Source organism: Priestia endophytica, from assembly GCF_026790145.1.
Classification (GTDB): Bacteria; Bacillota; Bacilli; order Bacillales; family Bacillaceae_H; genus Bacillus_I; species Bacillus_I endophytica_A.
Map to the genome: position 1 here is coordinate 104094 of NZ_JALAMS010000008.1, position 13363 is coordinate 117456.

Here is a 13363-nt window from a genome sequence, read left to right on the forward strand (position 1 = left end):
TTCAATCACCCTATATAATGATGCAAGTTACTGAAAAGTTGATATGTAAACTCAACCATTGTAGACAGCATCCATGGCCCAAATAAAATCATCCCAAGGAACACGGCCACAATTTTGGGAATAAAAGCGAGTGTCTGTTCTTGAATTTGAGTTGTTGCTTGAAAAATACTAACAAGCAAACCAACAACGAGCGCGAGTAAAAGCAATGGTCCACTTACAAGAAGAATGGTCCATATTCCACGCTCTGCTAACGAGATAATAAATTCACTATTCATAGTAACCACCTATTGAAAACTTAAGAGTAAGGATTTAATAACAAGGTTCCAACCATCTACAAGAACAAAAAGTAAAATTTTAAATGGTAAAGAAATCATGACAGGCGGAAGCATCATCATCCCCATTGACATCAAAATGCTTGAGACAATCATATCGATAACTAAAAACGGGACAAAAATCATAAAACCAATTTGAAAAGCCGTCTTCAATTCGCTAATCGCAAAAGCAGGCACAAGAGCACGCATTGGGATTTCTTCCATTGACTCAGGCTTTTCTGCTCCTTCATAGTTTAAAAAAAGAGCAAGATCTTTCTCCCTTGTGTACTTGGTCATAAATTCCTTTATAGGCAGTGCTGCTTTATCATAAGCCTCATCTAAACTAATTTCGTTGTTAAATAACGGCTGTAGCGCTTCTTTATTCACTTCTGAAAACGTTGGTGCCATGACAAAAAAGCTAATGAATAAAGCGAGCCCAATAAGTACTTGCGTTGGAGGTGTTTGCTGAGTTCCAAGTGCTGTTCTTAAAAAAGCGAGTACAACAACAACTCTTGTAAAGCATGTCATTAAAATTAAAATGCCTGGTGCTAAAGAAAAAACGGTCAGCAACAAAAGCAGTTTTATTGTTGTTGATACAGATTCTGTGTCTGTCGTATTGAAAAGATTTACAAACTCATTCATCGTCGCCGTTTTTCCTTTCCATCTTATTTAAAAGCTCTGATCTTTCATTTTTCATTTCTTGTAAACGAGATTGAAATTCAGTCTTAAAATCCTTTTGTGTTCTTTTGCGTTTTTCCAAAAAAGTAGGAAGAAGCGTTTTATATGTTTCGCTACTTCCAAGCTCATTGTATTCGCGTAAAAGCTTTTCTCTTTCTTCGTTATCCGTAATTTGTGTTAAAAGTTCAACGTTTTGTCCCACTCCTACCACAAGTACTCTTTCTCCTACTTTGACCACCTGTACAGAGCGATTGTTTCCTAAGTTTGTTCCACCTAAATTTTGAACAAGTTTATGTGCTTGAAGTCCATGATTCCGCTTGTTTACAAATTTTAAAACTCCATATAAAAGGGCAATAACAAAAATAAAAGCTATTACTACTTGGACGTAGTCCCAAGCGGACACAAAATTATGTGCGCTCTCACTTTGATTTTTAGAATCTTTGGTTGTTTGAGCCGTTCCCCCACACTTTTCCTTGTTTTCTAGACAATCACTAACAGATGGCTCGCTGGCTGCAAATGCTATGGATGGAGATAATAAAAACAACACGCAAATAATATCAGCTATCGTTTTTAACACTTTCAACAAAAGCCACCTCTTCTATGAAATTTCATAGCCAAGGTGTAGAGAACACCTTGGCTCCATATCTTATCCTAATGTTTTAGAAATTGCTTCAATAACTCGATCTGCTTGAAATGGTTTAACAATAAAGTCCTTTGCACCAGCTTGGATAGCATCGATAACCATCGCTTGCTGTCCCATTGCTGAGCACATAATTACCTTGGCATTTGGATTCACCTTCTTAATTTCCTTCAGTGAGTGAATGCCGTCCATTTCAGGCATTGTAATATCCATTGTTACAAGATCTGGTTTATGCTCTTTATATTGTTCAATAGCCTGCAGTCCATCTGCAGCTTCAGCTACAACTTCGTAGCCATTCTTCGTTAAAATATCTTTAATCATCATTCTCATAAACGCAGCATCGTCAACAACTAAAATCCGCTTTGACATTCCCTTGCCCCCCTCATCAATCTTACTTTCTTATCTTAATTTGTTTAAACGATCTCGTTGACTTACGATATCTGTAACACGCACCCCAAAGTTTTCATCAATAACGACAACTTCTCCTTGAGCTACAAGCTTGTTATTTACTAATATATCAACAGGCTCACCTGCTAATTTATCAAGCTCAATAATAGATCCTGATGAAAGAGTTAAAATTTCTCTAACAGACCTTCTTGTTCTTCCAAGCTCAACTGTTACATCTAAAGGAACATCCAATAACATATCTAAGTTTTTCGTATCCGCTTTTTGAATTGGAGATGGCTCAAATTCAGAAAAAGTAGCCTGCTGAACATCTGTTTGAGAAGGACGAGACTCGTAAGGAGTATCTTGCTTTTCTGTATTCATCGAACGGTCTTGCTCATAATCAAAGTATTGTTTTTCATCCTTCATCATTTTCTGTTCCTCTGCCATTTTTTCTTCTGTTACTTTTATCGGTTCATTTGAATCATTTTTACGTGCTACATCTCGATGAGTTAAACTGCCTACCATTTGCTTCGCAACACGAAGAGGCATAAGCTGCATAATGTCTGAGTCCATAAGCTCGCCAATTTTCAGTTTGAAGGCCACTTTTACAAGCGTTTCTTCTGGTGGTACGACTTTTGTACCTTCTCCTTCAATGATATTTAATAGCTCTAGACTTGGAGGAGAAATATCTACCTTTTTCTGAAATACTTTTGACATAGATGTCGCAGATGTTCCCATCATCTGATTCATTGCTTCTTCGACAGCACTTGTCTGGATATCGTTTAGCTCAGGTGCAGCATCTTTCCCTGTTCCTCCAAGCATAAGATCAGCAATAATTGTGGCATCCTTCTGGGAAATAATAAATAAGTTCACTCCGCTTAATCCGTTTACATACTCTACTTGAAGAGCAACACAAGGATACGGAAATTCTCTTGCTAAATCATGATGGTATATAAGGGAAATACCAGGGGTTGTAATCTCTACTTTTTGATTTAATAAAGTAGACAAAGTGGTGGCAGAGCTCCCAAAAGAGATATTTCCGATTTCACCTAAAATATCGCGTTCTTCTTCTGTTAAGAGCTGATCAACGTTTTCCTGCTCTAAGCTCTCATAGTCATCGTCACTTCCCTGAAGGAGAGCATCTATTTCATCTTGTGAAAGCATGTTGTCATTGTTCATCGCTTTCCCCTCCCGTCACTTTTTCTAAGATTTGTACAGCCATTTTACGTCCCATTTTCCCTGGCTGTGCTTTAAATTTAGGTATATGATTTACTTTAATTGTTAACGGTTGACCAATCGATTGATCCAAACAAATCACATCTTCATTTCCAAGTGATAAAAAGTCTTCAATTGTAATTTTCGCTTGACCGAGCTCTGCTACAATAGGAAGCTCTGCGCTATACACACGTTTTTTTAGAAGTTCTGTTTCTTCAGAGGTCGGCTCTTTTTTCGTTGACTGCATCCAATAGTGCATGGAAAGCTTTGAGACGATAGGTTCAAGTACAACGTGTGGTAAACAAATGTTAATCATTCCCTTTACATCCCCAATTTGAGTTGTAAGCGAAACAACGACAACTGTTTCATTTGGCGAAACCATTTGAAGGAATTGAGGGTTTACTTCAAAGTCAGAAAGCTGTGGTTTCATTTTAGCAACGCTGCTCCAAGCTTCTTCAAATGAATCTAGCGATTTCTCTACAAGATCTGTAATTAACTTTGTTTCAATTTCTGTTAGTGTGTCAACTTTGTTTACACTAGAGCCTGTCCCACCTAAACGTCTATCAAGCATTGCATAGGCAACCTGTGGATTTAATTCAAAAAGTACTCTCCCAGCAAGAGGAGGAACTTCAATAATGTTCAAAAATGTCATATTAGGGATTGACCGTATAAATTCTTCATATGGAATTTGATCAACAGATGCTACTGAAATTTGTACATATGTACGTAGCTGTGCTGAAAGATGCGTTGTTAAAAGGCGAGCAAAATTTTCGTGAATGCGCGTTAAGCTTCGAATTTGATCTTTTGAAAAGCGAAGCGCTCGTTTGAAATCATATATTTTTACTCTTTTAGCACGATCTTCTTTGCGAAGTTGTTCTGCATCCATCTCACCAGCTGAAATGGCTGAAAGTAGGGCATCTATTTCACTTTGAGATAATACTTCATTTGACAAGCTATACGCACCTCCTTAAGACGCTTTGTCATTTATTGTATTATTTTGGAGGTTGTATAAATTTTTACAACTTTTCCTTCTTGCATCAAACTATTAATTTCTTCTTTCAATATCTGTTCAAGTGAAGAAATCCCTTCTTTTCCTTGAAATTGTTCTACTTTCATATTTGAAAGCTGTTTAATCATAAGATCTCTCACTTGAAATTCTCGTTTTGTTAGCTCTTCTTTTGCTTCCTTACTGTTCGTTTGAAGAGTAAATGACATCTTTACATAATTTCCACTTGATAAGTTCGTTGTAACGTCATCAATATTTATAGAAGCCTCCACAACTTCATCAATAGATGGCTCTTTTACTTCTTCTGCTTTTCCTTCTTTTTTAAACAGGAAAAACCAAGTACTGCCTCCAGCAAGCAGTAAAAGAAAAATAATAATCGTTATGATTCTCACTTTTTTACCCATCAATCTTCTTCTCCCTGCACATTCTTTTTACCTAAAATATGAACTTCTCCGTAAAAAGCGCTCACCTTAGTGGAAACAGATTCGACCGTTTCTCTTACAACAAACTTCTTCCCATTTGTTAACGTAATCGTTGTATCTGGAAATGCTTCCACCTGTTCAATATATAAAGCATTCAAAGTAAATTCTTTGCCATTTAGACGCGTCAGCATAATCATTCTAAATGCTCAACTCCTATGATTCTATCGTTTAAGGTTTAATAGCTCTTGCAATACTTCATCAGATGTTGTAATTACTTTTGTATTAGCTTGAAAACCGCGCTGAGCTACAATCATATCTGTAAATTCCTCTGATAAGTCAACATTTGACATTTCAAGACTTCCTGACATTACTTCACCATATCCATCCGCGCCAGGTGTACCATTCAAAGGTGTTCCTGAGTTCGCAGAAGATTGGAATAATGAACCTCCTGCTTTCTCTAATCCTTCTGGGTTAGAAAAACGAGTAAGTCCGAGTGTTGATACAACGTTCCAGTTACCATTTACTTTCACATTGATTCTTCCTGAAGTATCAATAGCGATATCTTCAGCATTTGTTCCAATCGTAATGGCTTGGTTATTCGTATTTAAAACTCTATAGCCGTTTCCGTTAACAAGGGCACCACTAGCATCTACATAAAAGTTGCCTGCTCTTGTATAAAATTCTTCACCGCTTCCTGATTGAACTCGGAAATATCCATCTCCGGCAATAGACAAATCAAGCGTTCGACCTGTTGACTGTGTACTTCCTTCTGTATGAAGAGTATCAATAGACTGAATTTGTGAACCTAAGCCAATTTGTTTTGCATTTATCCCGCCTAAATTCACACCATTTTGGTTCGTTGGAGCATTTGCGCTTCCAACTTGCTGACTTATCATATCTTTAAAAAGAACTCTTCCTTTTTTGAATCCAGCCGTGTTTACATTAGCAACGTTATTTCCAATCACATCAAGCTTTGTTTGAAAGTTTTTCATTCCACTAATCCCAGAATACATCGAACGTAACATATACATTCTCCTCCTAAACTTTTATGATAAAACTCTTGTAATTTGACTTTGTTTAATCGTATTTCCATTCTCCATTTCAAAAAGAAGAATTCCATTTTTTAAAGAAACCGCTGTAACAGCAGCCTCTTTTTCAGACCCATCTTCCTGCCATCCTATTGTTCGTCCAATAAGATTGCTTGCATTTCCTAAAACATCAGCATTTTGCACCCCTATTTTATCAAGGTCCGCTGTGTTCCCTTTTAATCCTTCAGTTGTTTCAAACATCATTTGATTATCATCCATATAAACACTTTTAATGATGCCTGTTTGCTCTTTTTTTGTTTGACCATTCTCTTCTGTTGAGCTCCAGGTCACCTTTTGATCTATTAAACTCTGCAGTTGTAAAAGTGTGTTCGGTTTTTGTTCTTCAATAAAACTTTGAACCGTTGTATTCAAATTTGTGATTTGTTCAAGCGTCGAAAAAGTCGCCAATTGAGCAATAAATTCCTTATCATCAACAGGATTTGATGGATCTTGGTTCTGAAGTTGAGTCATTAAAATATTTAGAAAATCATCTTTTCCAAGTTCGCTTCCTGAAGAAGACGTTTTCCGCTTCTCAGCTTGCATTGTTTCGTAAGAAAAGCGATTATTAATTTCCACTTTTAGCACCTACATTTCTTCTATCATTTCAAGCTCTTTTAAAATATCTTCAAAGCGATTCTCTTCTTTTTGCTCTTTTGATTGTTGTTCTTTTTGTTTTTCTTCTTCATCAGGAGAATCTCTTTTTAACTCAGCATCTGAACCCTCAGCGGCTGAAAACTGTTGAAGCACTTCCATTTTTTCAACCTGTACGCCTTGATGGGTTAGAGCACTTTTCAAATGATGAAGATGATGTTCAAGCATCTCCTTTGTAGCTGATGTACTTGTTACAATTGTAGCAGTGAGCTTATTCTGTTGTTTTACAAGCTGAACCGTTATAGTACCAAGCTCTTGTGGATGAAGCTTAATGAGAAGCTTTGTTTGATTTCCATGAACAAAGAGAGAACTACGCTGAAAAGCTTGCTGAAGCTGCCGTACAAGCCCATCTTCCTGTGAAGAACCGTTATTGCCAATATAAAAAACAAGCTGGTGGACTTTACTCATTGTCCCACTTGGAATAGTAGACAAAAAGTTATGTTGAGTATCTAACATTCCCTTTCCTTCTTCTCCTCTTTTAAAGGAGGGAAAAGGAAAAGAAGCAAACGGAGAAGAGAACTCTTTCCTCTGAGAAAGAGTAGTTAATTTCTGATCAATATGAGAAAGCATGCGCTCTAATTCTTCTCTTGAAGGTAGTTTAGATGATCCCTTTAAAATCTCATCTTTCACGTTTGTTGGAACGACCTCTAACAGCTTTGAAAAAACTTTTAAAGCTCTCATTTCATCGTTTGTTAATGTCTCCTTCATATCTGCAAATAAAGGGCTTTTTTGCATTAAAAAAACCAATTCAGCATCATGAGCGTTTCCCTGAATTAATTCTTTTTGAAGTATTTGAACAATCTGTAGCATTTCTTGAATCTCTTTTCCTGTTCCCTTTTCATCAATAGGAAAGAGATTATCTAACCCACTCTTCTCTGTGAAGATTTTCTCAAGTTTTTGCACCCTTGATTCCAAGGGATTATCTTCCGAGGACTCTGACGTTATATGTTGATAAAAAAGAAGACTTATTAAATCTTCTGATGCCGCTATATTATCATCATTTATGCTTTCCTTTTCTTCTATCTGTTGACTTTGTTGTTCCTGTTCTATACCTGCTTGAAGAAGCAAACCTTGAAAAAGAGGAGAAGCCATCTTCTGCTCTTTTTCAAGAGATGTTTTTAAAGAATGTAGTTGTACTATTTCGGATGTAGTAAGTTTCATTCCTTTTTCTCCTTATTGAACGTTCGCTTCTTCTGCCAAAAGTTCAGTATACTTAGCAGCCACGTCAGGCTCCATTTTTGCCAAAATGTTTGCGAGCGCTTCTGTTTTTAGTTGTCCTAGTAAATCTAGAGCTTGATCTTCTTTCAATTCACTTATAATAAGGGCCGCATTTTTAGGTGACATCGATTCATATGAACGAACAAGGTTCTTCATCTCCGCTGTTTGAGAGCCTTCCTCTTCCCCTGTGCTTGCTTCCGTTTCTTCACTATTTTCCTCAGTTGGCATTTCTGCTTTTGCACGCTCAAGCTTCACTTGAAGATTTTCAATTTCAAGATCTTTCTCTTTTATCTTTTTTTGCAATACTTCCATTTCTAGATTTTGCGTGCCAGATGAGTTCGTGGACTGAGATGATGCCTCTTGGTCGCTTTCTTCATCTAAGAAAGGAAGGGCTGAGAATACTTTTTCTTTAACATCAACTCCACTAGCGCTTAACAGAAAGTATCCTGCTCTACCTATAATAAGAAGAAAGAGTAAGAAAATAATAAAAAGGAGAGGCCCTTTCTTACGCTTTGGCTCTTTTTCTGTCTCCGCCTTTTGTTTTTTCATAAGCTTTCCCTCACCTAATTCCTTTCAATAAGTATTGCTGAATAGATACTTCATCCATTTGTTTTGCTTCGCTCTCTCGTTGGAGGTTTTGATAATGGATAAGCGCTTTTGTTTCCATCTTTTCGTACTTCTTCACTTCGATGTTTTTCTCACGTAGCTTAACTTCTTTAATTCTCAATGTCTGTCGAGCGATGTTCATCTTTTGTTGAAGAACTTCAATTTCACGTTCTAAATAATCCATATAGTTTTGAGACTGTTTTAACTTCTCGACAGAAACACCTATGCTCATTTCTTCATTATATTCATCAATAAAATTCTCTTTATGTTTCAAACATTGATAAAGACGCTGACCAACTTCTTCAAACTGCCTGACAGCTTCATTGTATTCATTCAGCATCCGATTTTTTTCAGATTGTTTAATTGCCATAACTTTAGAAAATTTAAACTGAAAACTCACATTTTTCATTCCTTTTATACTAGGTTGTTCAGCTCTTCAATGCTTTCTTCTAAACGTATTTTTTCATCTGTTCCTTGTTTTAAGAAACTAATAATTTCAGGATATAAAGTCATTGATTCATCGATTTTCTGAGAAGATCCTCTTTTGTACGCCCCTATATTTATTAAGTCTTCCGCCTCTAAATATGTTGAGAGAAGATCTCTTAATCGATTTGCTTTCTCTTTATGTTCTTCGGTAACGATGCTGCTCATCACCCGACTTATACTTTTTAAAACATTGATAGCTGGATACTGGCCTTTATTTGCAAGAGCTCGATCAAGCACGATATGACCGTCTACAATTCCTCTTACTGTATCAGCAATAGGCTCGTTCATGTCATCCCCATCAACAAGAACTGTATAAAAAGCTGTAATAGATCCCCTTTTGTTTCTTCCTGTTCTCTCTAAAAGTCTTGGAAGAGTAGCAAACACAGAGGGAGTATAACCTTTTGTTGTTGGAGGCTCACCAACCGCAAGCCCAATCTCACGCTGTGCCATTGCAACACGAGTTACAGAGTCCATCATAAACATAACGTTCTTTCCTTGATTTCTAAAATATTCTGCAATAGATGTTGCTGTATAAGCTCCTTTAATACGCATTAGGGAAGGTTGATCTGATGTTGCAACAATGACGATGGAATTTTTTAATCCTTCTTCACCTAAATCATGTTCAATAAATTCGCGAACTTCTCGACCTCGTTCACCAATTAACGCTATGACGTTTAAATCTGCGTTTGTATTTCGGGCAATCATTCCCATAAGGGTACTTTTTCCAACTCCGCTTCCCGCAAAAATTCCTAGCCGCTGACCGTTTCCAACAGTTAATAGCGTATCAATTGTTTTAACTCCAACTTCAATTGGTTCACGAATTGTTGGACGCTCAAGCGGATTTGGTGGATCTTCTTCAGCTGAAACGTTGAAAAGACCTTTTGGAAGTTCTTCACCATTTAACGGCTGACCAAGCGGATCTAACACACGTCCAATAAGAGCTTCTCCAACTTTGATTTGGAGTGGCTTTGATGTTGTTTCAACAATACAGCCTGGCGAAATATCGCGTACATCTTTGTAAGGCATAAGAATAACAAACTCTTCTTTGAAACCTACTACTTCTGCTTTAATATGTGCTGCTCCATTGCGCAAGTGGATGTAGCATATGTCTCCAATAGAAGTGCTTGGCCCTCTTGCTTCAATCATTAACCCTACTACTCTCGTAACTTTCCCGTATCGTTTGAATGAAGAAATGTCTTCTATCCTATCTAAAATTTCTTTTACTTTCATATCGTTTCCTCATCCTTTATCATTTCGACGAGGCTTTTCTTAATTTCAGCAAGCTGGCTGTCGATGCTTGCATTTACTTTTCCAAATGAAGATTCAATCATACAATCTGTTTCACCAAGATCCTCACTTGGATAAAAGAACAAGGAAGTATCAGAGCTTAAAAGCAGGCTAAGCTCCTCTTTTCGCTGAGAGACAAGCGTATAGTATTTTGGCGAGATGTATATATGAATATTCTTATGATCACGAACTTCTTTAACTGCTTTTTGAACAACATGAATATACTTCTCTTCATTTTCCTCAAGTTCAATATTCAAAATCTTTTTCGCAACCTTCATCCCAAGCTCTAAAATCACCATCTCTGATTGTTCAATATACTGATAATAAGAGTCTTGAACATGGTGAATCGTTGCTTCCGCTTCCTTTAGAAGCTCTTTATATTGATTTTCAGCTTCCTGTTTTCCTTGAAAAAAACCTTTTTCAAAACCTTCTTGCTTTGCTCTTTCCGAAAGCTGTTCATATTCTAATTGCCATTCTTTACGCTTTTCTTCAACCGTTTTTTCTGCTTCTTGAAGCAGTTTTTGTGCTCTAAAACGTATTCTTTCCGCCTCTGTTTGAGCTTGCTGAACTTCACTTTCAGCTTGCTCTCGCATTCGCTGCTTTTGAACTTCGCATTCTTCTACTGTTTCAATTTTGAATTGAACAGGCTGTATCCCTATCTTTTTTCCATCTTGAGCATGTTGGAATCCATGATGTTTTTTAATAATATTAGACAATCATATCATCCCCTCCGCCACGCGCAATCACAATTTCTTCTGATTCTTCGAGCTGACGAATAACTCCTACAATTCTTGATTGTGCTTCTTCTACGTCTTTTAATCGAACAGGTCCCATGAATTCCATTTCTTCTTTAAAAGTAGCAACCATACGCTGTGACATATTTCGGTAAACAACTTCTTTTACTTCATCACTTGATACTTTTAAGCTAAGAAGCAAGTCTTCGTTACCAACTTCTCGAATAATACGTTGAATTGCTCTGTTGTCCAAAATGACGATATCTTCGAAAACAAACATACGTTTTTTAATTTCTTCTGCAAGTTCTGGATCTTGAATTTCAAGCGTATCTAAAATTGTTCTCTCTGTTGAACGATCAACACCATTGAGCACTTCCACAACAGCTTCAACACCGCCTGTTTGTGTATAATCTTGAGTAACTGTTGTAGAAAGCTTTCTTTCGAGGACTTTCTCAACTTCATTAATAACCTCAGGTGATGTGCTATCCATAACAGCCATTCTTCTTGCAATATCTGCCTGCTGTTCTTGCGGAAGTAAAGATAAAATCTGGCCTGCTTGTGATGGCTCCAAGTAAGAAAGAACAAGGGCAATTGTTTGCGGATGTTCATTTTGGATAAAATTAAAGATTTGAGTTGGATTTGCTTTACGAGCAAAATCAAATGGGCGGACTTGTAGAGACGATGTCAAACGCTTAATAATAAGCGCGGCTTGATCTGCTCCAAGTGCCTTCTCAAGAACGGTTTTGGCATAGCCAATTCCACCTTGAGAAATATAGTCTTGAGCAACAGCTAGACGTTCAAATTCTTCTAACACTTTATTTTTTGTTTCTAAATTTACTTTTTTAAGAGCTGAGATTTCTAATGTTAAACTTTCAATCTCTTCTTCTGTTAAATGTTTATAAATCGATGCTGAAACGTCTGGTCCAAGCGTAATTAAAAGGATGGCTGCCTTCTGCTTTCCTGTTAACGCACCTTTTTGTTCCACTCTTGCCACAATGTCTTCCTCCTAATCTTCTGTTAACCACGAACGTAGAAGTTTGACAAACTCATCAGGTTTGCTCTGTGCTAAGTCTTCAAGTCGCTGTCTTCTTTGCTGTTCTTCTGTTAGAGGCTGTTCTTCCTCTTCCTCTACCTCTTCTTCTAATGTATATGCTTCTTCCCATTCTTCCTCTTTCCACTCACGTTCTTTTCTTCTTCTACGAATGAGTAGGAAAGCTAGAATAATAACAGCTAGAAGCAATATTCCCCCAACAATGTACATCCATAGTGGAATAGAAGAAGATGCCTCTTGTACCACAGCCGTTTTTCCATTAAAAGGTTGAACAGATACAGCAATTTTGTCTTCGATTTGTTCATCTGTTAATGCTTGTTCATCATCATCTTGTTGAATTGTTGTTTTAACAATTGTGCCAAGAATTTGTTGAATATCATCAATACTTCCAGTTGGAAGTGAATTTGGATCATTTTTCTTTGGTGGTTCCACCATAACTTGGATACCAAGATCCTTTACCTTATAAGGACTTTCCACAATCTGACGACGGATACGGTTCACTTCATTATTGATTTTTTCTTCTTTTCGTTCATAGTCACCGTCTCCGTTTTCTTCACTGCTCTCATAGTTAGGGACTTCACCGTCTCCGGTCCCAGCAGTTCCCCCTTGCGCAGCATTCTCTCCTGTATATGTTTCTGTTAAACGTTCAGCACTTACCGCAATTCCTTCCATATTCTCTTTATCAACAGGTTCCACAAGGTTTTCTTCTCTTGTTTCTTGAGTGAAATCAATATCTGTTGAAACAGAGACAACGACTTTATCTTGACCAATCATCGCGCCAAGCATCTTCTGAACTTCTCTTTGTATATCTCGTTCAACCTGCTTTTTCATCGCATACTGAGACTGTATAGAAGCGACCCCACCCTCAGGATTTTTTCCATCGTTATTTGCCAGATCATAGTACTCAAAATATTGATTCATAATAGCGATATTATCTGTTGGCAAATTCGGAACGCTTTTAGACACAAGGTGATAGAGAGACTGAATCTGCTGATCGTCAAATTGATAGCCAGGCTTTGTTGTAAGAACAATAGAAGCTTGAGCTTCTTCGCCTTTATCGCTCACCCATACGCTATCTTTTGGTAAAGAAATCATTACGTTTGCATCTTGTACTCCGTCAATTTCTTTAATAAGATTTGCAAGCTCCGTTTGCATGGCATCTACCTTTAGGACGCTAAACTCGTTATCTGTCATTCCAAATCCTGAGCTCTCACTAAAAAAGGAATAATCAATGCTGCCGCTTTTCGGAATGCCTTGAGACGCAAGCTCTACTTTCAATGAATCTACATTTTCTTTTGGGACAGAAATGGTTGTCCCACCGTTACTTAACTCTGAGGATACCCCTTTTGCATCGAGCTCCGTTTTAATTTGTCCAGCTTCTTGAGCTGAAAGATTACTATAAAGAGGAACAAATTTTTCACGGGTAGCAAGCATAGACCCAACAATAATTGCCATTAAAATAATGACTAATCCTGCAATCAAGAACCATCTTTGCTTTTTACTTCGCTCTCTCCAAAATCCAGTACTCCACTCTTTAATTCTTGTTAATCTTTCTTTCATTTTCTTCCCCCGGTTATGTTTCT

At 37.3% G+C, this 13363-nt stretch carries 17 protein-coding genes; all 17 read right to left on the reverse strand.

Annotated elements, in window-relative coordinates; genetic code table 11:
* Positions 1 to 5: 5 nt before the first annotated feature.
* A complete protein-coding gene (gene fliQ / locus MOC86_RS07645; protein ID WP_019391829.1) occupies positions 6 to 275 on the reverse strand; it encodes a flagellar biosynthesis protein FliQ in 270 nt (89 codons plus the stop codon).
* 9 nt (positions 276 to 284) lie between these two features.
* Positions 285 to 953, reverse strand: coding sequence for a flagellar type III secretion system pore protein FliP (gene fliP, locus MOC86_RS07650; RefSeq protein WP_268583589.1), 669 nt, complete (start codon positions 951 to 953; stop codon positions 285 to 287).
* A complete protein-coding gene (locus MOC86_RS07655) occupies positions 946 to 1566 on the reverse strand; it encodes a flagellar biosynthetic protein FliO (protein ID WP_268583644.1) in 621 nt (206 codons plus the stop codon). The genes fliP and MOC86_RS07655 overlap by 8 nt, the downstream gene beginning before the upstream one ends.
* Positions 1567 to 1635: 69 nt before the next feature.
* Positions 1636 to 1998 (reverse strand): response regulator, encoded by a 363-nt coding sequence (locus MOC86_RS07660; protein WP_061801711.1) that lies wholly within the window; start codon positions 1996 to 1998, stop codon positions 1636 to 1638.
* A gap of 30 nt (positions 1999 to 2028) precedes the next feature.
* Entirely contained in the window at positions 2029 to 3195 is a 1167-nt protein-coding gene (gene fliY, locus MOC86_RS07665) for a flagellar motor switch phosphatase FliY (protein WP_268583590.1), read from the reverse strand.
* Positions 3185 to 4183, reverse strand: a complete 999-nt coding sequence (fliM, locus tag MOC86_RS07670; protein WP_268583591.1) for a flagellar motor switch protein FliM — start codon at positions 4181 to 4183, stop codon at positions 3185 to 3187. Before fliM ends, fliY begins: the two co-directional genes overlap by 11 nt.
* A gap of 32 nt (positions 4184 to 4215) precedes the next feature.
* Positions 4216 to 4641 (reverse strand): flagellar basal body-associated protein FliL, encoded by a 426-nt coding sequence (gene fliL, locus MOC86_RS07675; RefSeq protein WP_268583592.1) that lies wholly within the window; start codon positions 4639 to 4641, stop codon positions 4216 to 4218.
* A complete protein-coding gene (locus tag MOC86_RS07680) occupies positions 4641 to 4856 on the reverse strand; it encodes a flagellar FlbD family protein (protein WP_268583593.1) in 216 nt (71 codons plus the stop codon). Before MOC86_RS07680 ends, fliL begins: the two co-directional genes overlap by 1 nt.
* A 24-nt stretch (positions 4857 to 4880) precedes the next feature.
* Positions 4881 to 5684 carry a flagellar basal body rod protein FlgG gene (gene flgG / locus MOC86_RS07685; protein ID WP_268583594.1) on the reverse strand — a complete coding sequence of 268 codons (804 nt, stop codon included), beginning with the start codon at positions 5682 to 5684 and terminating at the stop codon, positions 4881 to 4883.
* Positions 5685 to 5705: 21 nt separating this feature from the next.
* Entirely contained in the window at positions 5706 to 6332 is a 627-nt protein-coding gene (locus tag MOC86_RS07690) for a flagellar hook capping FlgD N-terminal domain-containing protein (protein WP_268583595.1), read from the reverse strand.
* Positions 6333 to 7559: a flagellar hook-length control protein FliK gene (locus MOC86_RS07695; RefSeq protein ID WP_268583596.1), complete on the reverse strand. Its 1227-nt coding sequence runs from the start codon at positions 7557 to 7559 to the stop codon at positions 6333 to 6335.
* A gap of 12 nt (positions 7560 to 7571) precedes the next feature.
* Entirely contained in the window at positions 7572 to 8165 is a 594-nt protein-coding gene (locus tag MOC86_RS07700; protein WP_268583597.1) for a MotE family protein, read from the reverse strand.
* Positions 8166 to 8175: 10 nt separating this feature from the next.
* On the reverse strand, positions 8176 to 8622 hold the full coding sequence (gene fliJ, locus MOC86_RS07705; protein ID WP_268583598.1) for a flagellar export protein FliJ: 447 nt from the start codon (positions 8620 to 8622) through the stop codon (positions 8176 to 8178).
* A 14-nt stretch (positions 8623 to 8636) separates the two neighbouring features.
* Positions 8637 to 9938, reverse strand: coding sequence for a flagellar protein export ATPase FliI (gene fliI / locus MOC86_RS07710; RefSeq protein ID WP_268583599.1), 1302 nt, complete (start codon positions 9936 to 9938; stop codon positions 8637 to 8639).
* Positions 9935 to 10711, reverse strand: a complete 777-nt coding sequence (gene fliH / locus MOC86_RS07715; RefSeq protein WP_268583600.1) for a flagellar assembly protein FliH — start codon at positions 10709 to 10711, stop codon at positions 9935 to 9937. Before fliH ends, fliI begins: the two co-directional genes overlap by 4 nt.
* Positions 10704 to 11714, reverse strand: a complete 1011-nt coding sequence (gene fliG, locus MOC86_RS07720; RefSeq protein ID WP_419146614.1) for a flagellar motor switch protein FliG — start codon at positions 11712 to 11714, stop codon at positions 10704 to 10706. The genes fliH and fliG overlap by 8 nt, the downstream gene beginning before the upstream one ends.
* Positions 11715 to 11735: 21 nt before the next feature.
* Positions 11736 to 13340: a flagellar basal-body MS-ring/collar protein FliF gene (gene fliF, locus MOC86_RS07725; RefSeq protein WP_268583602.1), complete on the reverse strand. Its 1605-nt coding sequence runs from the start codon at positions 13338 to 13340 to the stop codon at positions 11736 to 11738.
* Positions 13341 to 13363 lie beyond the last annotated feature (23 nt).